General features: G+C 34.0%; 27 protein-coding genes. 18 read left to right on the forward strand and 9 right to left on the reverse strand.

Features of this window, described 5'->3' with window-relative positions:
* Nucleotides 1–175 precede the first annotated feature (175 nt).
* Together glgA and dapB are read left to right on the forward strand one after the other, a co-directional pair.
* On the forward strand, nt 176–1,675 hold the full coding sequence (glgA, locus tag Dongsha4_RS16065) for a glycogen synthase GlgA (RefSeq protein ID WP_330203309.1): 1,500 nt from the start codon (nt 176–178) through the stop codon (nt 1,673–1,675).
* A 151-nt stretch (nt 1,676–1,826) separates the two neighbouring features.
* The gene (gene dapB, locus Dongsha4_RS16070; RefSeq protein WP_330205458.1) at nt 1,827–2,654 is read left to right on the forward strand and encodes a 4-hydroxy-tetrahydrodipicolinate reductase; all 828 of its coding nucleotides are present in this window, start codon (nt 1,827–1,829) and stop codon (nt 2,652–2,654) included.
* A gap of 58 nt (nt 2,655–2,712) precedes the next feature.
* Here the strand turns inward: dapB and Dongsha4_RS16075 are convergent, their stop codons facing one another.
* Nucleotides 2,713–3,696 carry an aspartate carbamoyltransferase catalytic subunit gene (locus tag Dongsha4_RS16075; protein ID WP_330203310.1) on the reverse strand — a complete coding sequence of 328 codons (984 nt, stop codon included), beginning with the start codon at nt 3,694–3,696 and terminating at the stop codon, nt 2,713–2,715.
* Between the two features lie 132 nt (nt 3,697–3,828).
* Here Dongsha4_RS16075 and Dongsha4_RS16080 point away from each other — a divergent pair, with 132 nt between their 5' ends.
* Nucleotides 3,829–4,830, forward strand: a complete 1,002-nt coding sequence (locus tag Dongsha4_RS16080; RefSeq protein ID WP_330203311.1) for a hypothetical protein — start codon at nt 3,829–3,831, stop codon at nt 4,828–4,830.
* Between the two features lie 65 nt (nt 4,831–4,895).
* Here the strand turns inward: Dongsha4_RS16080 and Dongsha4_RS16085 are convergent, their stop codons facing one another.
* Nucleotides 4,896–5,270, reverse strand: coding sequence for an AbrB family transcriptional regulator (locus Dongsha4_RS16085; RefSeq protein ID WP_015219908.1), 375 nt, complete (start codon nt 5,268–5,270; stop codon nt 4,896–4,898).
* 577 nt (nt 5,271–5,847) lie between these two features.
* On the opposite strand from Dongsha4_RS16085, the gene Dongsha4_RS16090 reads away from it, so the two are divergent.
* On the forward strand, nt 5,848–6,786 hold the full coding sequence (locus Dongsha4_RS16090) for a bifunctional riboflavin kinase/FAD synthetase (protein WP_330205459.1): 939 nt from the start codon (nt 5,848–5,850) through the stop codon (nt 6,784–6,786).
* A gap of 51 nt (nt 6,787–6,837) precedes the next feature.
* Nucleotides 6,838–8,394: a GldG family protein gene (locus Dongsha4_RS16095; protein WP_330203312.1), complete on the forward strand. Its 1,557-nt coding sequence runs from the start codon at nt 6,838–6,840 to the stop codon at nt 8,392–8,394.
* Between the two features lie 40 nt (nt 8,395–8,434).
* On the opposite strand, the gene Dongsha4_RS16100 is transcribed toward Dongsha4_RS16095, so the two are convergent.
* From Dongsha4_RS16100 to Dongsha4_RS16110, 3 genes are all read right to left on the reverse strand, one after another.
* Entirely contained in the window at nt 8,435–8,728 is a 294-nt protein-coding gene (locus Dongsha4_RS16100) for a YggT family protein (RefSeq protein WP_015219903.1), read from the reverse strand.
* Between the two features lie 67 nt (nt 8,729–8,795).
* Entirely contained in the window at nt 8,796–9,842 is a 1,047-nt protein-coding gene (gene ldpA, locus Dongsha4_RS16105; protein WP_330203313.1) for a circadian clock protein LdpA, read from the reverse strand.
* Between the two features lie 246 nt (nt 9,843–10,088).
* Nucleotides 10,089–10,664 (reverse strand): glyoxalase-like domain protein, encoded by a 576-nt coding sequence (locus Dongsha4_RS16110; RefSeq protein WP_330203314.1) that lies wholly within the window; start codon nt 10,662–10,664, stop codon nt 10,089–10,091.
* A gap of 273 nt (nt 10,665–10,937) precedes the next feature.
* Here Dongsha4_RS16110 and Dongsha4_RS16115 point away from each other — a divergent pair, with 273 nt between their 5' ends.
* The 5 genes from Dongsha4_RS16115 (at nt 10,938) to Dongsha4_RS16135 (ending at nt 14,450) form a co-directional block, all read left to right on the forward strand.
* The gene (locus Dongsha4_RS16115; RefSeq protein ID WP_330203315.1) at nt 10,938–11,555 is read left to right on the forward strand and encodes a hypothetical protein; all 618 of its coding nucleotides are present in this window, start codon (nt 10,938–10,940) and stop codon (nt 11,553–11,555) included.
* A gap of 89 nt (nt 11,556–11,644) precedes the next feature.
* A complete protein-coding gene (ndhL, locus tag Dongsha4_RS16120) occupies nt 11,645–11,896 on the forward strand; it encodes an NAD(P)H-quinone oxidoreductase subunit L (RefSeq protein WP_330203316.1) in 252 nt (83 codons plus the stop codon).
* 18 nt (nt 11,897–11,914) lie between these two features.
* Nucleotides 11,915–12,208, forward strand: a complete 294-nt coding sequence (locus Dongsha4_RS16125) for a DUF3007 family protein (protein WP_330203317.1) — start codon at nt 11,915–11,917, stop codon at nt 12,206–12,208.
* A 200-nt stretch (nt 12,209–12,408) separates the two neighbouring features.
* A complete protein-coding gene (trpA, locus tag Dongsha4_RS16130; protein WP_330203318.1) occupies nt 12,409–13,203 on the forward strand; it encodes a tryptophan synthase subunit alpha in 795 nt (264 codons plus the stop codon).
* A gap of 122 nt (nt 13,204–13,325) precedes the next feature.
* Nucleotides 13,326–14,450, forward strand: coding sequence for a peptidylprolyl isomerase (locus Dongsha4_RS16135; protein ID WP_330203319.1), 1,125 nt, complete (start codon nt 13,326–13,328; stop codon nt 14,448–14,450).
* A 290-nt stretch (nt 14,451–14,740) separates the two neighbouring features.
* Here the strand turns inward: Dongsha4_RS16135 and Dongsha4_RS16140 are convergent, their stop codons facing one another.
* Nucleotides 14,741–15,319, reverse strand: coding sequence for an L-threonylcarbamoyladenylate synthase (locus Dongsha4_RS16140; protein WP_330203320.1), 579 nt, complete (start codon nt 15,317–15,319; stop codon nt 14,741–14,743).
* A 136-nt stretch (nt 15,320–15,455) separates the two neighbouring features.
* Between Dongsha4_RS16140 and ndk the strand changes: the two genes are divergently transcribed.
* From ndk to Dongsha4_RS16155, 3 genes are all read left to right on the forward strand, one after another.
* Nucleotides 15,456–15,905, forward strand: coding sequence for a nucleoside-diphosphate kinase (gene ndk, locus Dongsha4_RS16145; RefSeq protein WP_330203321.1), 450 nt, complete (start codon nt 15,456–15,458; stop codon nt 15,903–15,905).
* 160 nt (nt 15,906–16,065) lie between these two features.
* Nucleotides 16,066–16,374, forward strand: a complete 309-nt coding sequence (locus Dongsha4_RS16150; protein ID WP_330203322.1) for a hypothetical protein — start codon at nt 16,066–16,068, stop codon at nt 16,372–16,374.
* Nucleotides 16,375–16,437: 63 nt separating this feature from the next.
* A complete protein-coding gene (locus Dongsha4_RS16155) occupies nt 16,438–17,367 on the forward strand; it encodes a hypothetical protein (RefSeq protein WP_330203323.1) in 930 nt (309 codons plus the stop codon).
* A 127-nt stretch (nt 17,368–17,494) separates the two neighbouring features.
* Here Dongsha4_RS16155 and dndC read toward each other — a convergent pair whose 3' ends face one another.
* Both dndC and Dongsha4_RS16165 read right to left on the reverse strand, forming a co-directional pair.
* The gene (gene dndC, locus Dongsha4_RS16160) at nt 17,495–19,036 is read right to left on the reverse strand and encodes a DNA phosphorothioation system sulfurtransferase DndC (protein WP_330203324.1); all 1,542 of its coding nucleotides are present in this window, start codon (nt 19,034–19,036) and stop codon (nt 17,495–17,497) included.
* Nucleotides 19,037–19,196: 160 nt separating this feature from the next.
* The gene (locus tag Dongsha4_RS16165) at nt 19,197–19,448 is read right to left on the reverse strand and encodes an acyl carrier protein (RefSeq protein ID WP_330203325.1); all 252 of its coding nucleotides are present in this window, start codon (nt 19,446–19,448) and stop codon (nt 19,197–19,199) included.
* Nucleotides 19,449–19,580: 132 nt separating this feature from the next.
* Between Dongsha4_RS16165 and Dongsha4_RS16170 the strand changes: the two genes are divergently transcribed.
* Entirely contained in the window at nt 19,581–20,618 is a 1,038-nt protein-coding gene (locus Dongsha4_RS16170) for a sulfotransferase (RefSeq protein WP_330203326.1), read from the forward strand.
* A 513-nt stretch (nt 20,619–21,131) separates the two neighbouring features.
* Here Dongsha4_RS16170 and Dongsha4_RS16175 read toward each other — a convergent pair.
* Entirely contained in the window at nt 21,132–21,263 is a 132-nt protein-coding gene (locus tag Dongsha4_RS16175) for a hypothetical protein (RefSeq protein WP_330203327.1), read from the reverse strand.
* Between Dongsha4_RS16175 and Dongsha4_RS16180 the strand changes: the two genes are divergently transcribed.
* The 4 genes from Dongsha4_RS16180 to Dongsha4_RS16195 are packed head-to-tail and all read left to right on the forward strand — an operon-like array spanning nt 21,262 to nt 25,342.
* On the forward strand, nt 21,262–22,035 hold the full coding sequence (locus Dongsha4_RS16180) for a hypothetical protein (RefSeq protein WP_330203328.1): 774 nt from the start codon (nt 21,262–21,264) through the stop codon (nt 22,033–22,035). The two genes, Dongsha4_RS16175 and Dongsha4_RS16180, sit on opposite strands and share 2 nt — an antisense overlap.
* A gap of 34 nt (nt 22,036–22,069) precedes the next feature.
* Nucleotides 22,070–23,779: a fatty acyl-AMP ligase gene (locus Dongsha4_RS16185; protein WP_330203329.1), complete on the forward strand. Its 1,710-nt coding sequence runs from the start codon at nt 22,070–22,072 to the stop codon at nt 23,777–23,779.
* An 11-nt stretch (nt 23,780–23,790) separates the two neighbouring features.
* On the forward strand, nt 23,791–24,057 hold the full coding sequence (locus Dongsha4_RS16190) for an acyl carrier protein (protein WP_330203330.1): 267 nt from the start codon (nt 23,791–23,793) through the stop codon (nt 24,055–24,057).
* Between the two features lie 7 nt (nt 24,058–24,064).
* The gene (locus Dongsha4_RS16195; RefSeq protein WP_330203331.1) at nt 24,065–25,342 is read left to right on the forward strand and encodes a cytochrome P450; all 1,278 of its coding nucleotides are present in this window, start codon (nt 24,065–24,067) and stop codon (nt 25,340–25,342) included.
* The last annotated feature ends 15 nt before the right edge of the window (nt 25,343–25,357 follow it).

Consider the following 25,357-nt stretch of genomic DNA (forward strand, 5'->3'; position numbering starts at 1 on the left):
ACATTAAATTTACTCATACATAACTCTTAAATAATATTTTTCTCCGAATAACGATTCATCTTTAATTAGTTAGCATTAATTCCTTGTCACGACTAATCTTTTAATTTACAAAGTTACGAAGTTCTGATATAACAAGAATCAATCTAAAGACAACGAAGAAGGGTAACAGCTTTCTATGTATATTGTTCAAATTGCTTCAGAATGCGCACCTGTAATTAAAGCAGGAGGGCTTGGTGATGTCGTTTATGGCTTGAGTCGAGATATTGAAAGGCGTAATCATACATTAGAGATTATTTTACCTATGTATGACTGCATGAAATATGATAAGATTTGGAATTTACACATTGCCTATGAACATTTGAATGTACCTTGGTATGGTGGTACTATCCATACTTCTGTTTATTGTGGCTGGGTTGATGGGTTGCAGTGTTTCTTTATTCAACCTCACTCTAATGACAATTTTTTCAATCGAGGTTGTTATTATGGCAATAATGATGATTATATGCGCTTTACCTTCTTCTCAAAAGCGGCTTTAGAGTTTTTGTTAGCCACTGGTAAACGTCCAGACATCATTCACTGTCACGATTGGCAAACGGGTTTAGTACCTGTAATGCTATTTGAACAATATAGCTGGTTAGGAATGGGCGATATAAGGATTTGCTTCACTATTCATAATTTCAAACATCAAGGGGTTGCAGGAAAGGATATTTTATGGGCAACTCGCCTTAATAATGAACCTCATTTCTTTAGTTACGATCGCCTCCGTGATAATTTTAACCCTTTTGGACTCAATTTGATGAAAGGGGGAATAGTTTATTCTAATCACGTCAATACGGTTTCTCCTCACCATGCTTGGGAAGCTAGATATACTGATGTAAGTTATGGTTTAGGTCATACATTAGATGTTCATCAGAGTAAATTTAATGGCATCCTTAACGGCATTGACTATAAAACATGGAATCCAGAAGAAGACACCCATATCCCCCATCATTTCAATGTTGATGACCTCAGTGGCAAGTTAAAAAATAAAAAAGCACTGCGCGATCGCCTCTTACTCAGAGATGAGAAAAAGCCTATAGTTGCCTTTATCGGGAGATTAGACCAACAAAAAGGAGTAGAATTAGTTCATCATTCCATTTACTACTGCTTACGTAATAATGCTCAGTTTGTTCTTCTTGGTTCACCTACTGGGCGAGAAATCAACGAACATTTTTGGCGAGAAAAACATAATCTTAATGATAGCCCTGACTGTCACCTAGAATTAGGTTTTGATGAAGATTTAGCCCATTTAATCTATGCTGGTGCTGATATGATTGTTGTTCCTAGTAGTTTTGAGCCTTGTGGCTTAACTCAAATGATTGGGCTAAGATATGGTACTGTGCCTGTGGTGCGTGGAGTGGGTGGTTTAGTAGATACTGTTTTTGATAAAGACTATGATCAATTTCATGAAGAAGAAGAAAGAAACGGTTATGTATTTTATCAAAATGATCCTCCTGCCTTAGAATCTGCCCTAGAAAGAGCGATCGGTTTGTGGCATCATTATCCCTTAGATTTCCAAAAACTGCAAAAGCAAGGGATGCAGTATGATTACTCTTGGAAACGCTCTGGCCAAGAATATATCGACCTCTATGACAAAATTCGCCATAAAGAAGAAATTGTGGAGGATGAAGATTAGTTAGAGGTTTGGGGTATTGGGGAGAAACGAGTTAGGAGTTAGGAGTTAGGAGTTCAGGGTTTTTAATTCTTAATTCTTAATTTTCAACTATTTACCTTTATTCCTTGCCCTTTGCCTTGTTTTTATTACTGATCACTTATTTTATTTCATGATGAATCAAGAAAATTTAATTCCTGTAGTCGTAAATGGTGCGGCAGGAAAAATGGGAAAAGAAGTTATCAAAGCCGTGAAGGATGCTCCTGATATGATGTTAGTAGGTGCAATCGATCGCAATCCTGCTGTTATTGGGGAAGATGTGGGAGAGGTAGCTGGTTGTGGTGCATTAGAAGTTCCTATCGTTGATGACTTGGAAAGTGTTTTAGTTTTAGCTACTCAACACAAAATTCAAGGAGTAATGGTGGATTTTACTCACCCCGATTGTATTTATGACAACATTAGAAGTGCGATCGCATATGGCATACGTCCTGTAGTGGGTACTACGGGCTTATCTCCTAAGCAAATTAAAGACTTAGCAGAATTTGCCGAAAAAGCATCCACAGGAGTTTTAGTCATTCCTAATTTTTCCATTGGTATCGTGTTGATGCAACAAGCCGCCATCCAAGCCGCCCAATATTTTGACCATGTAGAAATTATAGAACTGCATCATAACCAAAAAGCAGATGCTCCCAGTGGCACAGCCATAAAAACCGCAGAAATGTTATCTGATTTAGGTAAAACCTATAATCCTCAGTTAGTGGAAGAAACAGAAAACCTAAAAGGGGCTAGAGGTAGTATTTGCGGTGATAATATTCGCATCCATAGTGTGCGCCTACCCGGTTTAATTGCCCATCAAGAAATTATCTTTGGTGCTCAAGGACAAATTTATACTTTACGCCATGATACAAGCGATCGCTCCTGTTATATGCCGGGGGTTTTACTATCCATTCGCAAAATCACTGAGTTAAAAACCCTTGTTTATGGTTTAGAAAAAATCCTCTAAAATTTTTAGCAAATTAGGGTGTTAGGGTGAGTGTTAATTAAATACTTTTGCCCTTTCCCTAATTGCCAATCAAATATAACAAAGCCATTCTCACCGCTACCCCATTTGTCACCTGTTCCCCAATTAAACTATACTTAACATCATCCATTAATTCTGAACTTAATTCCACACCTCTGTTAACAGGTCCTGGGTGTAACACTTTCACCTCTGGATTACACCATTGTAAACGTTCATGGGTAATGCCAAATAATTGATGATATTCCCTTAAACTTGGCAATAAATAGTCCGTCATCCGCTCTTTTTGTAATCTTAAAGTCATAACAAAATCAGCATTTTCTAAAGCCGGTTTTAATTGCCAATGAACAAATAATCGCTCTTTTTGACTATTATTTATTGTCTCTAAAAACAAAGTAGGTAATAAAGTTGGAGGGGCGGCCAAATGAACTTCACATCCTCCTGCTAATAAACTATTAATATTAGAACGAGCTACCCGAGAATGAAGTATATCTCCCACTATTGCCACTTTTTTACCTTTTAATAAAGATAACTGAGGATTTTTTTCATCTAATAACGAACAAATAGTAAATAAATCTAATAACGCCTGAGAAGGATGTTGGTGTAACCCATCTCCCCCATTAAAAATGCTTACTCCAGAATTTAAGCGATCCATTTCCATTGCAACATTCAAGGGGACACCAGAGTTACTGTGACGAATAACCATAATATTAGCACCCATCGCCCAATAAGTTTTTGCAGTATCTAAAATTGTTTCCCCTTTAGTTAGAGAAGAAGTGCCGGGGGCAAAATTGAGAATATCCGCCGAAAGCCTTTTTGCGGCTAACTCGAAACTGCTACGAGTACGAGTAGAAGGCTCAAAAAACATATTTGCTACTACCTGCCCCTGTAATGCGGGTACTTTTTTGGTACGACTTTTGAGAACAGATTTGAAACTAGATGCTGTAGTTAAAACTGCATCATATTCATCTATCGTAAAATCTTCCAGAGAAATAATGTGTTTTCTAGTCCAAGGTGTAGCAGTCATTTTTATAATAATTAACCAAAAAAATTAGAGTTTTTTACGTTCAGAATAAAACTTAATAACTCTTGCCTTAAATATCATAACCTGAAATGATATATTAATTAACAAGGGTGACAATATCTAAATAAACTTTATATGATAGATTGGCATAACTTTTTTTTGGGGATTCTACTTTGGTTAGGGGGTAGCGGTTTTTTACTAACTTTAATGAGAGATAAATCTTCCTCAGAAATGTCATCAACGGAATCTTTATTAATCTCTCGCAATGAAAGAATTTTAGAGCTAGAAAAACAGCTTTTAGAAGCAAAAGAGGAGTTAAATTCCGCTAACCAGAGAATAGATACTCTTTGTGCTGAGTTAGAAAGAAATAGTCAAGAGCAAAATCAATTAATACAAGAATTAGAATTAGAAAAGCAAGAGTTACAATCACAGCTTAGGAGTCTTGAGAATCAGATAACAGAAAAAACCAGTGAATTAGATAATGCCTATGCAGAAATAGAATTATGGCATCAACAAGTAGAAAAAATAAACACTGATTTTCACCATAGAGAAGATGACAGTCAAACACAAATAGAAATATTAGAGAAACAATTAAAAGAACAATTAAATAACTTAGATGAAAGTAGAAATAATATTAAAGAAATTGAACAAGAATTAGCACAAACTAATGATGAATTAGAACAAACTCAAGACGAATTAACTCTTTCTCAAAGGGAATCTAAAGAATTAAAAAACAAAATTCAAGAATTAAATTCAAAATGTGAGCAATTAAATCAAAAACTGGAAAAACTCCCCTTAGAATTAGAAGCAAATTGGCAAGAACAATTATTTAATTCCTTACAATATCTTTTTGTAAATTATCCTATTGCCAAAATGATAGCAAAATTAAAACCAAATACCAACATAAAAAATTTTATTACCCTGCTCAAACCCATTGATGATTTGTTAAAACAATGGCAAATTGAACCCATTGGCAAACCATGGGAAAAAGTATCTTTTAATCCTGAAATTCACTACAATGAAGAAGAAAAATTAGTTACAGGAGAAGAAGTTTATATTCGTTTAGTGGGCTATAAACAAGGGGGAAAAGTTCTCACCAAAGCTAAAGTCAGTTGTCAATTGCCGGGGCAAAATTAGAATAAAAGTTTAAACATAACTAAGATTCTGTTTACCCCTAATAAATTTATTTGTTTGAGAAAACTTTAACCTTCAATTTGTTTGAGATGGATATTTTTTCTGCCGAGGATAACTTCAAACTCATCTCCCGGTTTTAACCCCATTTTTTCAGTGTAGGCTTTTCCGATGGAAAGATTACCATTTGATTGAACATTTATACGATAATTAGCACTTCTTCCTCTTTTTTTGCTTTCTGTGGGCAATTCATTATCAAGACTGATGCCTTCTGCTTCAATTAAAGCATTGAGAAACTTAACCATACTAACTCTTTTTTGTCCATTATCTGTGAGGGTATAGTAACCACATTCAATGGCTTTTTCTTCACGAGAAACGTTACCTAATTTTTTAACTTTTTTTAGTAAGTCTTTTCCTGTTAATGGTTGTACTTTTTTATTTCGCATTTACTTTTATTCTACTAAATTTTTAAACAGTCTATTTTGAGCAGATATACAAAACAGTTTATCAGTTTTTGTTCATCAACTATAATATACTAAAATAGCGAAATTTTATTTTTTTATAAAGATAATCTAAAAAAACTAGACAAAAAACAAATCATAAAAAGTCTCAGGAAATAGATTGTATTTTATATTTATGTTAAGAGAAATATTTTTGACCTAATAAGAATCATTATGCCCCTCTCTTTTGTCTTTTCGCTTCTGAGTTTTAATGATGAATAGTGGATGGATTTTCATTAGGAATTAACTATTTGGATAAGGGGAAAGTAAAAAGGGCAAAGGCGAAGAATGAATAATTGATAAAACGATAAAACAAGGAGGCAACAAAGGGTTTAAGCCCCTTACTTAATCAAAACTTATGACTTTTGACTCTCAGGAATGACTCATTGATTCTTTTCCTCACTACTTATTAAACTAAGGTTAATTTGAGGTGATAATCAATCTTTAAATAACTTATGGGCAAACTTTATGATAATGTATAGAAATATAAAGCCATCTGCTTAAATTATTCTCCGTGTTAAAGATTATCACTTATAATAGTCCTGTTGCTATAGAACAAAATTCTCTACAAAACATTCATCGGGCTATTGCCCTTGGTAACTTTGATGGTGTGCATCTGGGACATCAGGAAGTAATTAAGCCTATACTGAAAGGTAATATAGCAAAAAATCTTGTTCCTGCTCTGGTCACATTTATCCCCCATCCCCAAGAGTTTTTTAGCGGACAAACCAAAAAATTACTGACTCCCATCAAGGAAAAAGCCCAAATTTTAGATAAATTGGGTATTCAAGAGTTAATTTTACTGCCTTTCGATCGCGAATTAGCTAATTTAACTCCCTTGGAGTTTGTCAAAGAAGTTTTACTAGAAAAAATCAAGGCTAATTTTGTCAGTGTGGGAGAGGATTTCTGTTTTGGATATAAAAGACAGGGAAAAGCGAAAGATTTACAATCCCTTGCTAATCAATATCAAATTGAAGTTAATATTACTCCAGAACAACATTTTCTTGTCAATCAACAAAATATACGTATTAGTAGCTCTTATATTCGTCAATCCCTCAGTGAAGGAAAAGTCGAATTAGCTAAAGATATGTTAGGCAGAAATTATCAAATACAAGGAAAAGTAGTGGAGGGGCAAAAACTTGGTAGAGAGTTAGGTTTTCCTACGGCTAATTTAAAAATTCCTCCTGAAAAATATTTACCTAAGCAGGGAGTTTATGGTGTGAAAGTAGATATACCTCAACAACAGAAATATGATTTATCCGCCGTTATGAATGTGGGTAAACGCCCCACTGTAGGGGGAGAAAGTATAATTGTAGAGGTGCATTTATTAAATTGGCAAGGAGATTTATATGGGCAGGATTTAGTGATTAAATTAGTTAATTTTATTCGCCCAGAAAAAAAGTTTACCTCTTTAGATGAGTTGAAGAATCAAATAACTCTCGATTGTCAATTATGTCTTTAAGTTTATTTTCTTGGTAATCTAAATAACTATCAACTATACACTATTTCTGTAATGTCTATATTTTTCAAAAAGAAAAAATTTTGGTCTTTAAGAAGTGCGGAAGTGACAACTAATGCTTTAATTTCAACTTTCTCGGTAATTATAATATTAGTATTAGTTAATTTTTTAGGCATTAAATATTCTTGGAAATTCGACTTTACAGAGAACAAATTATATACTCTTTCTCCTCAAACTCAAGAAGTAATAAAAAATCTTCAAGAGCCTTTACAAGTCTATGTTTTTGATTCTCCACCAAATAATTTTGATCGCCAATTATTAAATAATTATGCTCGTTATAATGACCTATTTTCTTTTCAATTTGTCGATCCTCAAGTCAATCTTAATCTAACACAAAAATTCCAAGTTGATCGCATCGGTGATGTTTATTTAGAATGGCGCGATCGCACTCAATTAGTACAAACTGTCTCTCCTGAAAGTAGATTAACAGAAGAAAAATTAACCAAAGCCATAGTTAAAATACAAAAACAAACTCAGGCAGTAGTGTATATAATACAAGGTCACGGAGAAGCAAATATTGAAAATCAAGGACAAAGTAGCTTTTCTCAAGCAGTGAAGAATCTTCAGGATATGGGCTATATTGTCAATCCCCTTAACTTGGGAGAATCTCCTCTCATTCCCCCCGATGCCGATGTATTAATTGTTAGTAGTAGTGATAGAGAATTATTATCAGGAGAAATAAACACGATTAAACAATATTTAGAGCGGGGAGGTAACTTGATGGTAATGTATAATGCTCTAAGCCCTACCAGTTTAGAGAGTATATTGGAAGAATGGGGTATAAATTTTAATGATACTCTAGTGGTTGACTCATCAGGCACAGGAGAAATTCTAGGCTTAGGCCCCTCCATCACTATCATCACTGATTATGGGCAACATCCCATAACCCAAGATTTTAACAATGGTTTGACGATTTTTCCTTGGGCAAGACCCATTATTACAGAAAACAAAGATAATATTGAAACAATCCCCCTATTAATTACTAATAGTCAATCTTGGGGAGAAAGTAATTTAGAAGGAGAAACAGTGGAGTTTGATCCCACAAAAGACATACAAGGGCCTTTAAATATAGGTGTTGCCTTAAGCAAAAAAAATGATGTTATTGCCGATAACCCTAACAACATAACAGAAAATCTCACTCCCTCTCAAGAATCTGGCTTAAATCCAGAGGAAGAATTACCTAGGGTAGAAGGAGAAACAGATTTACCGATGCCACCTACCATGAAAACTCCCTCTCCTATTACCAATAATAATGATGCAAACCGCATAAATAAAACATCTGCCGAGACGAGACTATTAGTTATTGGCAATTCAAATTTTGCAACGGATGGTTGGATTTCTCAGCAACTTAACAGTGATTTCTTTCTTAATAGTGTTGCTTGGTTAGCTAATGAAGATGAAACTAATTTATCTATTCGCCCGAAAGAATCTGTTAATCGTCGTTTTAATCTTACCCCTTTACAAGCCAATTTGATTTCATGGTTAGCCATTTTTATTATACCTGCTCTCGGTTTCATAGCTGCGATCGCACAAAGGCAACTTCGTCAGTGATTGCAACTTGGTGGTTGAGAAATAAATAGGATTTTTAGAACTACATTCCCCTTAAGGCTAAAGTAATAATACCTTGTTGACCTAGTAAAATTTCTCGTAACAGAGTTATAATCCCCAACCAAATAACAGGGCTGATGTCAATACCTCCCAAAGGAGGCACTATTTTTCTGGTAAAAGCTAAAAAAGGCTCAGTAGGTATATAAGCTAAACTGTAAGGAAATTGAGTTAGATCAATGTTAGGATACCAAGTGAGAATTATACGGAAAATAAACAACACCGTCATAATTAGTAAAAGAATACCGAGAATCACACTGGCAATGATAGCAATATTCATCAGCTTTTATTGTCGATAGGTTCACTGTTTTAGCCTTTCCATCCTAGCATACTTGTGAACTCCAAACTTAACTTACAGAAGCTAATTTCAAGGGTGACACCAAACTACTAGCTATTTCAACCCCCTTCCACAGTAAATCGGGGTAATTTTCTATTTGATTAGTAGTAGAAATATTTTCCAGCTCTTGTAACACATCAGCAATAATTTTTCTTCCCTTACTGCCAAAAGCAATTCCCGCCACCCTAGAAGTTAAATTTAATTCAGACAATTTTTTGATAGTATATTCGTTTGTCCCTCCTGCTAACTGTATAAATCCTTTCAGATTGCTATTCATTAATTTCTGAGCATATTTAATGGTTAAATGGGTTGTGCCTTCTCCTATATCGCCACTCATAGGGCGCCCATCCGTCTGCCAAATTAAGGGAATTTTCAAAGGAGTAATAAAATCAGAAATCTTTTGTAAATAATCCATTATATTGGGTGTATAAGGACAACTAATGGCAATTACTTTTAATTTAGATAAATGGGGCTGTAATTTTTTCCAAACAGATACAAATTGAGAGAAATGTCCTTCCTGAGTATGAATTTCGATCGCATCTATAGGTAAAATATCTAACCATTCCACAATAGTATCAATAGTAATAAAAATAGATTCAGTTTGGATTAAATCAAGAGGGCAAATCGGTAAACAACGACCACAACCATAACATAAATCCGACTTTACCCCCCGATAAATAGAAGAAAATGTAATAGCATCCGCCGGGCAAATTGACTCACAAGGGCGAGGACAATCTGTAGGACAAAGGTTAGGATTAAAGTAGGCTTTGCGAAAATGAGGGTCTTCACCATCATTAATACTGACCATTATAAAGGGGGAAAAATGAGAATCATAGCCTTTTTTTCTTGCCTTTAAAAATAAATCTTGTGCTTTTTTTATTCCTTCCAATGCACTATGAATTACAGCCTTATCCGCCGCCATATCAATACAATCTGCTCCTGCAAGAGTATAAATTAGTGCTAAATTACGAATAGAAGGCAAATGTTGATAACTTGCACCACAAATCAACTTGAACCAATTACCTTCTTGTAAAGAATAAAACGGAGAATAAGACATTAATTATACTCGGTAGGAAAATATTAAAGATATATAGTCAGGGTAAGAAAACAAGAAAAATTTTTTAAAACACTCAAATTATGATCTAAAATTTTCTTTCAGTTATCATATTTTTTTCATAATCTGCAAAGATAAATTGAATCAAAATATAGGTATATTTAATAAACAAGACAACCAACTTATTTTCTATTTATATTTAATTTGAATAATCAAGAATTAATAGTATAAAAAACCTTCAAATATAACCTAATTATTCACCTCTGCCATTTCAATGACTCGATTATCCCAATCTTTTACTAAAAAATTAAGGGGTTTTTCACTACGAATTTTATATTTCAAACGACGGGCTTGTACTCTTAATAACAATGCTTCTAAACATTCACCATCGAAACATACATGACGCTGACAATTTTTATAACCTAAACTAGCACCGCCAATAATATGTAATTGACTATTTTTTTTCAATTGATACCATAAACCATCTTTAGGCTTAACCATCGTATCATTAAAACCAGAACCCATATAAATAGGATCAAAAGCACTTGCTCCTAAACTTTGCTCATAGTTATAGTAATAGTGTAAAGGAACATCTGCAACGGGTAAACCTAATAGATTTTCATAAAATTCCTGAGCAATCACCAAATCAGACACCATTACAGTATAAACTTTTGGAGCGCTAGTCAAAAACATCCACATCGCACCGCCATAAGCGATTAACAGCATTACCATAATGCCCTGAGTGGAGAAAAGAGTATCTGTTAATTCTGGGAAAAATGCCGCTAAAGAAATATTGGTTAAGGTCAAACTCCCCTCTATAATCATATCAGTCTAATTTTTTAGGTTTTTCTACCATTATAAAAGGCCTAAGTATTAACTACAAGCAAGATAGATAAAGAGTAATTATTATAATTCCTAGGAAAATAATGTTATAAAAATTAAAAATGTTGTATTTTAAATCATCAATGTATCATATCTTGTGCTTTTTATTTTAAAAATATTTCATATAATAAACTTAATTTAATACTAAAATATATAGCTATTTAAAAATATTTTTTATATCACAATAAATAAATATAATTGCATTTTGACACTATTATGAATAGTAATAATATCTTTTTTTCAGACCTCAATCATGAATTGTTAATTCCCTTACATAAAGAATCAGATATATTTTTGTGGGAAAAATGGCAAAGTAATCCTAGTAAAGCTAGATATTTAGTAGAAATTTTTATTCGTTATCATAAGCTAATTAATGACTGCCAAGAAAATTATATTGATAAAGTTAGCTTAGATAAATATTATAAACAAATATGGTTTTATATTATTGATAATTTACTCGAATATCCTATTAGTGAAGAGACAATTCTCAGAGATGTTATTTTTACTTTAAGCAAAAATTTTTTTCAGGAACATAATGTCATTTATAACTCTTTTTATATTAATCCTATTGATTATGATTTATTAAAAAAATATATTCCTCTGATTTATTTCTTAAATAAGAGCTTAAACAAATTAAATTCGCTGGAAAGATTAACCATAGTTGCCATAGACAAATTTGGGTGGCAGGAAGAAAAACTGATAGAATATTTGAGACAACACCAACAAAATTTAACCATTGCTGAATTAAAAAGTTATTACACAAAAGGTTATAGTAATTTAATTAATAATCTTCCTACAGACATAATTGCTATTTATCTTCAAAATGATGACTAAAGTTCACCCCATTTAAAAAAGTAGATGGTTTGAAAATATAGTAATCTAATAAGATAGAACAAAACCTTAACGATAAAACTATATAGATAATGGAAAACTTATTAAACTTAGAAAATATCGGCTTAGAAACCATCATTACCGCATCACTATACCTAACTTTAAGCGGCTTATATTTATTGATCATACCTGCAGGAGTTTACTTTTATCTTAATCAAAGATGGTATGTTGCTAGTTCTTTTGAAAGAGCTTTTATGTATTTTATGGTGTTCTTTTCTTTCCCCGGAATGCTTTTATTAAGTCCTTTTCTGAATTTCCGTCCTCGTCGTCGTGAATTAAGCTAACACAAAAATAATTAATTTATGAGAAGAATAGATGCTATTTTAATTGCCTTTGCCGTGTTTGTTGCGGGGGGCATTATTTATGTAATATTTCAATATCTTGGTTTTGATGCCTATGATGCGGGTATTTGGAGTCAAGTTTTATTAGTTTTAGGTTTGCTTGGCTGGGTAGTTACTTATTTATTTCGGGTTTTCACAAATAACATGACCTATCATAAGCAGGTTAAAGATTATGATGATGCTTTTTTTGCTAAACAGTTAGAAAAAATGTCTCCCGAAGAAATTGAAAAATTAATGGCGGAAAAAGATAGTTAAACACTGAAAATTAATGGTTTTTTTCCTGTAAGGGGCGATAGGCAAAGACAATAAAAAATTAGTTTCTCTCTGATACCATAAGGGTTGAATATATTCAACCCCAATATCCCAACACCCTAAGCCTCTACTTCCCCTCCGTCACCCCTTCTCCTCATCTTTTACTTATTACTTTTAGCTATATAAATTAAATATTTTTAACTATGTCTTCTATTTCTCAACGTTTTGCTGAACTAAAAAAACAAGATAAATGTGCTTTAATTCCTTTTATTACTGCAGGTGATCCAAATTTAGCAACCACCGAAAAAGCTATTCAGATTTTGGTAGAAAAAGGGGCAGATTTTATCGAATTGGGTGTTCCTTATTCTGATCCTTTGGCTGATGGTCCTGTAATTCAAGCGGCGGCTACTAGGGCTTTGAAAAAGGGTGTTTGTTTGGAAGATGTTTTAAATATTGTGAGAAATTTAAAGGGAAAAATTGAAATTCCTATTATTCTTTTTACTTACTATAACCCCATTTTTTATCGAGGAGCAGAAAATTTTTTGGGAATGATTGCAGAGGCTGGTGTTAAAGGTTTAGTTGTACCTGATTTGCCTTTGGAGGAAGCGGAAGGTTTTTTAAATACTGCACAGAAAAAAGGCATTGAGGTTATCCTTTTAGTTGCCCCTACAAGTCCGATGGAACGCATCAAACATATTGCTGAGAAATCTCAAGGGTTTATCTATTTAGTAAGTGTGACTGGGGTAACGGGAGTACGTTCTGAAGTACAGAGTAGAGTGAAGGATTTAATTGCTCAATTAAAAACAGTAACAGATAAACCTATTGGAGTTGGTTTTGGTATTTCTGAGCCTTCTCAGGCAACTCAAATTAAGGATTGGGGGGCAGATGGAGTTATTGTTGGTAGTGCTTTCGTGAAAAAGTTGAATAATGATAATGAGGAAGAAGGCTTGGGTGCGATCGCATCTTTATGTTCTGATTTGAAACAAGCCATCATTTAAGAATAGGTTTTAGGTGTTAGGCTCTGGGTTTTAGTGTACGACTATTAATTTATAATTAATTAACCTGCTTTTTGTGAAATAATTGAAGATGAAGAATTCATAACAAAATTAAACCAATAACCATGAAACTTAATTGGTGGAAACGTTTATTAAAAAATGCGATCACGAAGTTGCACCGCGCGATCGCTACACTTTTAATTGTGATAATTACTATTATTAATCCAGTGGGATTACATCCTGCCCAAGCAATTTTAGCTCAAGGAGATGCCATCACCGATCCAGAGGCAATACTTCGTTATGCTTTACCCATAGATAATGATATTATCAGACAAATTCAAGGAGACATTGAAAAAATATCCCGAAATTTGAGAGCAAAACGTTGGGCACCAGTAGAAAAAGAAGTTCGTAATGCGGCTTTCTTACTTAAACTTCATCAAGATGATTTAGTACAAGGTGTACCCGAAGAACTACAGCCCAAAGCCAGAGAATTAGTTACTGCTATCACTGAAGATGTGGCAAAACTACAAGAATTAGTAGAAAAACAAGATAAAGAGCAAGTATATCTGACCAGAGCCAGAATTCTTGATAATATAACCGAATTAGAAGAAGATATGGTGACAGGTTATCCTTTCACTGTACCCGAAGAATACGCCAATTTACCTCAACTTTTAGGAAGAGCGAAAGTAGAAGTTGAAACAACTCAAGGTAATTTAACCATTGTTGTCGATGGTTATAGTGCTCCTGTGACGGGGGGAAATTTTGTTGATTTGGTAGAGCGTAAATTCTATGATGGTTTACCCTTCATCCGTGCAGAGGATTACTATGTGTTGCAAACAGGAGATCCAGAAGGCAAAGAAGTTGGTTTTATAGACCCAGATACTAACAAATATAGAGCTATTCCCCTCGAAGTTTTAGTGAAAGGAGAATCAGAACCTATTTATGGTTTTACCACTGAAGATGTAGGAATGTACTTGGCTCAACCTGTGTTACCATTTAATGCTTATGGTGCGGTAGCTTTAGCTCGTCCTAGTACAGATCCTAATGGGGGTTCATCTCAATTTTTCTTCTTTAAATTTGATACAGAAGTAACACCGCCCGGGTATAACTTAATGGATGGACGTTTTGCTGTATTTGGTTATGTTACTGAAGGAGCAGACGTATTGGAGAAATTAACCGCCGAAGATAAAATTATTTCTGCCCATGTCATAGAAGGCAAAGAAAATCTAGTTGAACCTCAGCAAAGTTAAATTTACTCTAGTTCAACACAAAAGATTAGTACTACAAAAATATGGGATAGGGATGGGTTTCAAGTTTTTGGAGGATTGGGGGGAAATGAGTTAGGGGTTAGGGGTTTTATAAAAGTAGGGGAGTGGGGAGTAGGGAGTAGGGAGAATTAAAAATTCGGAAATTTTCTAACATCTAACACCTGAAACCTGAAACCTGAAACCTGTCACCTTTTAATTATCAACTATTTACCTTTGCCCTGTGCATCCTTGCTTATTTCTTACCATCTTGACACCACTGCTTTTTGCAACCCCTAATTATCAATACTGATTTGCCCTTGACGAAGAATTTGCCAATCTGAACCTATCCATTTAACTACTGTGGAAGCAATACCAGAAATTTTCAGGTTTTTCACCTCCAAGGCATAAACAGAAGGGAATTTATCTGCAATGTCAGACATATCCGTTAACGCTGATTCTCCTGAGAGATTGGCACTGGTGGTAGCTAATGCTCCCGTTTTTCTTAATATTTCTTGTGCGATCGCATCTTTGGGAACTCTAACACCAATACTATGAGGATTAAGAGGATTCATGGTGTGAGGAATCTTGTCTGATGCAGGTAACACCATAGTTAATGCACCGGGCAAGTGTTGTTGAGCCAAATTTTGCCAAATGTTTAATTCTTCAGGTGTGCCTTTTACATATTGCCAAATTTCTTCAATACTGCTTGTCATTAAGATTAGAGGCTTTTCTAAACTCCTTTGCTTTAATTCAAAAATTAATTCACTATGACTAGGTTTGACCGCTAAAGCTGGTAATGTATCGGTAGGAAAACTAACTACTTGAGAGGCGATCGCCTTTTCTATTAAAGTGTCAAGATTAACTAAAGGCATAATCAAGATTTGAGATTTAAAGTTTTAGGTAGTGAATAATAATTGAGAATTTTATTTTTAATTCTTCATTAATTTACCATCTTAGGTTAATCTTTTCTAGGGAAAGATAATTTATATATAAATTCAGGAGAATCTCGTGGAACGTACTTTTATTATGATAAAACCCGACGGCGTACAACGTAACTTAGTAGGGGAAATTATCAAACGTTTTGAACAAAAAGGCTTTACCCTTGCGGGATTAAAACTCATGCAAGTATCCCGTGAGTTAGCCGAAAAACATTATGATGTTCACAAAGAAAGACCCTTTTTCAATGGCTTAGTAGAGTTTATTGTTTCTTCTCCCGTAGTAGCAATGGTTTGGCAAGGAGAAGGGGTTGTGGCTTCCGCTCGTAAATTAATTGGTGCAACTGATCCTTTAGCCGCCGAACCAGGTACTATTAGAGGTGACTTCGGAATTGAGATTGGACGTAATATTATTCATGGTTCAGATGCCATTGAAACCGCCCAAAGAGAGATTAGCTTGTGGTTTAGTGAAGAAGAAATTTGCTCTTGGGAAAACTCGATGAAACCTTGGTTAAAAGAGTAGTTAATTGAGTAGTGAGTAATAGGTAATAAGAAAAAGGAAATGGGAGAAATGAGGAAATAATAGACCGTTTTAAATTCATAACTCATCATTCATAATTATTCATTATTTGGGCTAATTTTAAGATAAGCTAAGGGGAAGATTAAAAGGAGATAAATATTTTATGAGTAAAATCGAAGAAGTCAAAGCCCAAATTAGACAAGGAAATTTAGAAGAAGCAATGGCGATCGCTATTTCAGAAGCCATGAAAATAGAGATTATGACGGCTAATATCAACGGTGATGACTCCACAGCTTGTCATAGTTTAATTGATTTATTAGAAAATGAGATCGAGCATCAATTAGGAGACAAAAGTTTAGAAAATATCCATTTTGAAGAACTAGAAAATGCTCATAATCATATTTTGCAAAACGTGCAAAGTTTACAACAAATGTTTGTGATGTTAAAGCAAAATTATCAAGAATTATCTTAATTATTATTATTTATAGTTACTATTAAGTTTACAAATAAATCTTAGAAAAAAGGCGTATTTACTATGAACAATTATGAAGAGATGAAGGAATTAATCAAAGAAAATAAATTGCAAGAAGCTCTACTTTTAGCTTTTAGTAATAATTTAAAATTGAAAATCACTACAAAATCTAAGGGCAAGAAAGAAGATGTTATCGAAACTTTGATTAATCTTCTTGGAAGAATAAGTAATAAAGTTAGTGATCCAGACTTAATTAATAATTCTACTTTAGATAACTCGGATACAATTAATATTGTTGATTTCCATGAAAGACAAAGACAGTTAGCCTACGAAACTTGGCACAAAAATAGGGAAACTCTGATCGGAATTTTACAAATAATTTCTGGAAATTCTGCTACCATCAATAAGTTTAAAAAATCAGAAAATAACGTTATTTCCATTAAAGGAAAAACAGATCAAAAAGAAACAGATTTCCAAGATTTTGGTTTTGCACAAGAAGAATTAGACAACCATCAACCCCAAGAAGAAGAAGAAAACTGGGTAGATAACATTGTTGATAGCATTGTTGGAGGGGAAGAAGACGAAATTTCTCATACAGAAGACTTAGAACAAGACTGGGGTGATTTTATCTCAGAAGATGAGGAAAAAGAGTCCGCAGAAGTTATTATTAATTCCGAAGAAGAAAACTGGGATGAATTTATCGACAACGATTATTCTGAAGACTCTATTGCTAATACTAATGGTGCTAACATCGATAATTCTTCTGATGGAGGAGAGTGGCAAGAATGGTTAGAGGAGGATTCTATGTCTTCGGAGAATGAAGAAGTAATTAATAATGCTGTGACAGATAATTCATCAAACCTAGAAGTTGGAGAAGAATGGCAAGAATGGTTAGAAAATGAAGATAATTCAGATAATGAGATTATAGCTAATGACGAAATGGAGGAAATTGATTGGAATGATGAAGACTGGCAAGAGGAAAAAATTAATTGAAGAAGACAAAAGTGTTTAATTAACACGCTTCCCTAAAACCCCAACACTCTAATCCCCTAATCCCCCAATCCACAAATACCCTGACACCTAACCTTGTCCGATATTCTTAAACCGAACTGAGGTTGAGTTAAGATTTAGTAAATTTTAAACTACCCCATGTTAATTTTTGTTGCAAAGTCTTGACATCTCCTGATTTTGCCGCTTCTTTTACTTCTTGAATATACTTAGCATTTGCGATCGCATCTTCTTGAGAACGGGAACTGGTTTCAAAGCATTTTTCAAGGGATTGATAGATGCCAACACGACGAACTTTAGTAAAAAATTGTCTTTCAATATCAAGTAACTTGGTCATTAATTCCAAGTGCATGGCATCCCCCTCGCACAATTCCTCTAGTAATTGCCATTCTTCACTGCCCAAAAGATTATTTCCTGCCCCAAGACGAGGATCAAAAAATTCTTCCCCTGTCACTTCTTGATAAATGCGAGGTAAACTATCCTCAAATTCGTGCTTTTCCTCTAACCAAATACGGCGAATTTCGCTTAACTCCTCGATGGTAATTAACTCTAAATTCTGGAATTGAGGAGGGGCATTTTTTTGAACACTTACCTGTGCTTCCAATAATTTTCTTAACCAATATTCTCGCCACTTTTTGAGATAAGGTCCATGAATCGGTTGTATTGATTCATCCTGTCCATTATTACGGGTGAATAATTCTACTTTGCCATAAATACGCCGAAAATCTCTTTTATCCTTATCATCTCGAATATCCAACTCATTACGCAAATCTAGCAAAGGTTGCAACCAATCTTTATCTTCATCGTTTTGAATCATGGCTTCCATGGATTTATCTTTACTTACCATCGTGCATACCCAACAACCAAAGCGAGAATCGCCACAACTAGGAGTAGAAGTATCCACCACCAAGGGGCATTCATTATCGGCAGTAGCACCTCGATAGAGGGTAAATAAATCTTGATTATCTCCTCCCCAAGGATTTTGATACTTCAGTAAATACAACCAAACTTCATCGGTACGCCAATCTTCAATGGGTGTATAGATATAGGAATTGGGCAGACGAGAGTTGATATTTAAACGAGCTCTAAATCTTCCCTTTGCGTGTTTTTCCATGCTTCTCGCCCTAGTAATACTTTCGGCTTTACGAGTGCCTAAAACTAAAATTACCTCTCCATAAGAACGCACATTTTCTTTGATAAAATTTTCCGCAGGTTGGATTTTCATTCTTTCTGTACACCAACGAAAACCATTACGAGGGGCGGGGTAGCCTTTGCCAATTAGACAAACCCAAAAAGTATTTTTTACCGCAGGATATATTAAATGAGGCTCAAAAGGCATATTTTTTTCTTGTGCAGTTTTTTTGATCCTTTCGAGACAATCTTTCACCCAATGGGCAACCACTGGATTCTCTACCTGTGTATCTGTTGTAATTATATAGATTTTTTTGTGTCGTTTTTTTTCTGGTAAAGATGCGATCGCATTCCAAATTAGTTGTAAAATACAGGAACTATCTTTGCCCCCACTATAACCAATAATCCAAGGAAGAGAGTCTTGGCAGTACAACTCTTGAATTTCCGCCGTCAACATTTCAATATCATTTACCAATTCCTCTAAACTGCGAGGGGGGAAAAGTGGAATTTGTTGAGTATTCATGGCAAAAACTTAGAAAAAGGAACAAAGAATAATGACAATAGCCTTAAACAAAAGTTTAACGTAGATAGCAAAAGAAATCCCTGTTAACTCATAATATCGGGTGTTAAGTTCAATATTTATTTTAATTAAGAGCAAATAGACAGAATGTCTCTTCTAATGGCTATTTGGAACTGGTAATCATCGAATAAACTTTAGAAGCCACTTCTTTAGGGGTTTTACAATCAAACATTACTAAAGGTTCTATTTCTAGCTGATATTCATCCTCAATATAACCACATAGCATTATCGCCTTGAATGAATCGATTCCGAGATCAAGTAAAAAAGTATCTCCATTAATTTCATTAATGCTATACCCTGTTAATTCTGATGTTTTTTTAATTAGAAATTCAAGAATAATTTGTAAATCTATCATTGATAATAACTTTAAGATTAAGATAAAATTTGAAATTTGTTTTTCTCTGAGATTACTAATATAATATGGCAAAATAGACAAAACCCAAGTTACCTAAAATTTCCAAGTAAGTCTATCAGGCTAATTATAATTATGACTCAAAATTATCCTCATTTATATCAAGAACTTTTTTATAGAAACACGAAAGATAATTTAGCTAAAAAAGAAGATTTCACACAAACTATTTCTATTTATAAAAAAGCCTTAAAATTAAATCCAAATTCAGGCTGGTGTTATCAAAATTTGGCAGAAATTACCGCTCAAACACCTGAAAAAGGATCTAGGGCTAAAGCAATTGATTTATATGCTCAGGCTTGGCTCTCTAATGCGAAAGAAGTCAAGGCTTGGCATGATAAATATCAGCTAATAACCCCAAATAAATCTCAAAAAAACTTAACTAGGAAATCTGTTTTTGTGACAGGTTGGGCTCATAGTGGTACAACATTAATGCTGAAGCTATTAAATAATCATCCCTTACTTTATGCCATTAACTATGAAAGTGCTATTTTTACCAAGTCTGATTCAGAAATTGTAAGAATATTGCAAGTGTTTGATGAAATCTGTGATAAAAATGACACACGATATTGGGTAGAAAAAACTCCAGAACACATCTACACATTAGGAAAAATTTTTGCTCATCGCCCTCAAAGTAAAATTATTTGGATGTTGAGAGATGGTAGAGATGTTATCTGTTCACAAATGAAATCTCCTCTTTTCAAAAATTTAGAATATGAAACTTTAGTAGATTATTGGATTGCTTCTATTATTGCAGGAATGAATTTTTTAGATGATTCACGACTTAAGCTAGTTAAATATGAAGACCTAATTACTCAAACGGAGAAAACTCTACAACATATTTTTCTTTGTTTAGAAGAGGATTATACTTCAAAAATATTAGATGATCAGCAACAGCCATTCTACTATATGAACAATAAAAAAGTTACCAAACCAGAAAAATTGGAAGATATACGACACATTTTACAATTAAGAAACTGGCAAGTAAATCAGCCTATATTTGATGGCAGGGGACGCTGGAAAAAAGAAATGTCTGAAGAACAAAAAGAAATCTTTAAGCAAAAAGCACAAAAATATTTGGTCATGTTTAGTTATGCAACTGATGATAATTGGTGAGTAAAAAAAGCAAAAAAGAATTTACTTTATGGCTCTTTCACTTTGAGTCTGTAAATTTTTGGTTAGGGTAGGAAATAGGACACAGGGAACGGGGAACAGAAGATTATCTAATAATAATTTATAACTTTTTAAGTTTGGTTTAACCTGACACCTTTTTTAAGTAAAAATTTATCATAACTACTGTAAAAAAACCTACTTTATTTGGCTCTGTATCTTTTTTTCATAACAAGTCTTAAGAAATAGATTGACAACAATAGAAAATGATAGTAACTTACTAACTTAAATTTAACAGTAATTAACTCTACTATTCTTTCTGCACTTAATACCATTTCTTTGGGGTCAAAAAATATATATAATGACAAAATCAATCACACCCAAGTTACTTCAAATTCTTAAGGCGATCAGACTAATTAAAAGCACCACTTATGAGATTTCTTCTCGCTGTAATTTAACCTGTGAAGGCTGTCTTTTCTTCTCAGGTGAGCACGCCTACCAACACAATGAAAAAGAAGATTATGAATCTTGGCGATCATTTTTTAAAAAAGAAGCAGAACGTGGAATCACCTTTGCCTTTTTAGCTGGAGCAGAACCTGCCCTTGTACTTGACAGAATACGTGCCGCATGGGAGTTTATCCCTTCTGGCATGATTGTTACCAATGGAACAAAGCGTATCCCAGATGATATTGGGTTTAGGATTCATATATCTCTGTGGGGTGGTGAAGACACTTCAGCTTTAACACGGGGTGCTGATGTGACTCAAAAAGCCTTCCGTAATTATGCCCACGACCCCAGAGCAATGTTTGTTTATACAATAAACCCTCTTAATCTTGATGAAATTATCCCGATGGCTCACAAATGTTCTGAACACGGCGTACCGATGACCTTCAATTACTATTCACCTACTGTAGTTTATCAAAATTCTTTGGTGGGTACTATTGATGAAAAGGGATCGGATTATTTTCGATTTAGCAACGATGAAAGCAACTTAGTTATGAGTCGTAGTGACTATCAACAGGCACGTCAAATAATCCAACAAGCTAAGGCTAAATATCCAGATACAATTATTTATTCGATGGCTTACGATGATTGGGTAACTAGCGAACAAGTATATGAGCTAGACAATGAGGGAATTGCAACTAACTGCGCTTGTAGAACAAACAATGTACATCATACATATTTTGTAGATCAAACAAAAAGTAACTTAAAATGTGCTAATCCCACCTTCGACTGTCGGGAATGCAGAACCTATATTAACGGAATGTCGTCTCATATGCGCATCGAGAATAAACGTGAACTACACTCTGGCTCAAAGGCTCAGTGGTCAGATGCTTTAGAATGTTGGGATCGCATCTTCATGGGAAATCAATGGAGTCGTCTCAAAGAAAAGACTTTATCAAAACCAGCATTAACAAAGTAAGTAGATTTTAGGTTAATTAAACTATGAATAAAAAATGCAAATTGAGAATTTAGTAAGTCTGTTAGAAAGTCGAGCCACTCTCGCCCCTGATAAACCAGCTTATTTTTTTCTAGGTGATGGAACAAATATTAGTGATAGTCTAACTTATCAACAGTTAGCCGAAAAAGCAAAGGCAGTGGCGGGGTATTTACAATCAAAATTTAAAAGAAGTGAAAGAGCTATTTTACTGTACCCTTCAGGATTAGAATTTATCATTGCTTTTTTTGGTTGTCTTTATGCTGGAATCATTGCTGTACCTGCATATCCTCCTCGCCCCAATCGATCGCTTAACAGAATCAAATCCATCGTGAAGGATGCCCAACCACAAATATTGTTAACCAAACAATCGGTTTTGGCAAATTTAGAAGAAAGAGTTACAGAAATTGAACAATTAAAATCTCTACATTGGTGTGCAACAGATACTCTTAAAGATGATTTAAGTAATCAATGGCAAAAAATTCCCATTAATGGTGACAACATAGCTTTTTTACAATATACATCTGGAACTACTGGAAGTCCAAAAGGGGTCATAGTGAGTCATGAAAATTTGCTTCATAATCAAAAAATGATTCAAAGAGCTTCTGAACATGATAAAACAACTATTTTTCTGGGTTGGTTGCCTTTATACCATGATTTGGGTTTGATTGGTCAAATTTTACAACCCTTATATCTAGGAATCCCCTCTTATCTTATGTCTTCTATGACATTTCTACATCGTCCTTTAAAGTGGTTAGAAGCAATCTCTAAATATCGTGCTACCACCAGTGGAGCTCCTAATTTTGCTTATGATTTATGTGTCCAAAGAGTTAAACCCGAACAAAGAGATAATCTTGATTTAAGTAGCTGGGATATTGCCTTTACTGGTGCAGAATCAATTCGGATAGAAACATTCAAATTATTTTCTGATTATTTCCGCCCTTGTGGTTTTCGCCCAGAAGCATTTTATCCTTCCTATGGTTTAGCAGAAGCAACATTATTTGTTTCAGGAGGCAAAAAGACAGAAATACCAGTTATTGCCCATGTGGAAAGTTCTGCATTGCAAAAAAACCAAATTATTCCTAATTTTACGCAAAATAGCCAAGAAATAGTAAGTTGCGGTCAAACTTGGTTGGATGAAGAATTACTGATTGTAAACCCAGAAACTTTAACCAAATTATCTGATAATGAGGTGGGAGAAATTTGGCTCAAAAGTGATTCCGTAGCTCAAGGCTATTGGAATAATGAAGAACAAACAAAGCAAACTTTTCAAGCTAGTTTAAAACAAGATCCAGATAAGCTGTTTATGCGTACGGGGGATTTAGGATTTATTCAAAAGGGGCAACTGTTTGTTACTGGTCGTTTAAAAGAAATTATCATTATTGGTGGGAGAAACTATTATCCTCAAGATATAGAATTTACCGTTGCTCAAAGTCATGATAGTTTAAAAAATTCTTGGGGTGCAGTTTTTTCTGTGCCAGTTCAAGGAGAAGAAAAATTAGTAGTAATTCACGAGGTATCAAGAAATTATCAAAAACAAATAATCATAGAAGAAGTAGTAAAAGCTATTCGTCAGGCAGTAATTCAAGAACATGAGTTACAAATTTATAAGATAATTTTGGTCAAAACGGGAACTATTCCTAGAACATCTAGTGGGAAAATTCAACGTTATCTCTGTAAACAAAAATTTTTAGATGAAACTTTAAATAATTTAGTTAAACCAACTTAAGGATAAAAATAATGTCAGAAAATAGCATTCAAGCTCAAAAATCAAGTCAATTATTAGAAGTAGAATCGTGGTTAATTGCTTATATTGCTAAAGTGATGGAAATAGAATCGGAAAAAATAGAGATAACTATTCCTTTAGAACAATATGGGTTAGATTCGAGAACTGCGTTAGGCATGATTGCTGATTTAGAAGATAAATTTGGAGGTGAAATAGATCCTACTTTAATTTATCAAAATCCAACTATAGAATCTTTAGCAAAGCACTTATTAGCAAAATAAAATCATTATGGATATTGTTGAACGCATAAACCAAACAAATAATAGTCAGGAGTTGGATAGTAAATTACTGACAAAAGCCCAACTTTTTAACCCATTTTCTCCAGAATATAGAGAAAATCCCTATTCTATTTATGAGCGTCTTCGTACAGAAGAACCAATTCATAAAAGTTTTATGGGAGGATGGATTTTAACTCGTTATGATGATATTGTCAGAGCTTTACAGGATCAACGTTTTATCGTTCAAACTTCTTCTAATCTTTTATCTTCACAGACAAAAAAAAACAATTGCCCTTTTGCTGTTTTTAGTCAAGACTTGCTCCCATATTTAGACATAACCAACCATAACAAAGTTCGTCCAGTTACGAGCAAATTATTTAACCAGAGTACTTTTAATAATCTTAATGACAGGAGAAAACAAATTGCTCAAATAGTTGATGATTTATTGAGCGAAATAAAAACTCAGGGAAAAATGGATATTATCAAGGATTTAGCGAAACCTTTACCTACTAAAGTGATTTCTAAAATCTTAGGGATACCCTCTGCTGATGAGGAGCAAGTACAAATTTGGTCAAGACAATTAACTAATATGTTGGAACTGATTCCCACCAGTCGGATGCGTCAGGAATTAGACGAAGGGGTAGTGGGGTTTAAAGATTATATGATGGATTTAATTAGAGAAAAAAGAAATTCTCCTCAATCTGACTTAATTAGTTCTCTGATTCAATATCGAGAGCAAAATGATGACCTTACTGAAAATCAATTACTAGCAAATAGTATTTTTTTATTTATGGGTGGTCAAGAAACTACAAGTCTGCAAATTGGTAATGCAATTCTTGCTCTTTTGCGTTTTCCTGAAAAAATGCGAGAACTACAGGATAATCCTTCTTTAATTCCTAATGCAGTTGATGAATTAATTCGTTATGATTCCGCAACGCAAATGACTGGTAGATTTGCTTTGGAAAATGTAGAAATTGGTGGAAAAACTATTGGCAAACATCAATGGTTGTGTTTGAGTTTGGGATCGGCAAATCGAGATCCAGAACAATTCCCCTCCCCTAATGAACTAAATTTTACTCGAAAATCAAAACATCATTTAGCTTTTGGTACTGGTATTCATAATTGTTTAGGTTCAGCTTTGGCACGATTAGAATTGGAAATCGTTTTGCAAAAAGTGCTACAGGAAATGCCTGATATGAAACTAGCGACTCAAAATCTTGAATGGCTAGAATCTACTTTTTTCCGAGGCTTGAAATCTCTTCCTGTTACCTTTACTCCAGTTTCCTAAATTTACTGGGCTTTA

This window comes from Cyanobacterium sp. Dongsha4, from assembly GCF_036345015.1.
Taxonomy (GTDB): Bacteria; Cyanobacteriota; Cyanobacteriia; order Cyanobacteriales; family Cyanobacteriaceae; genus PCC-10605.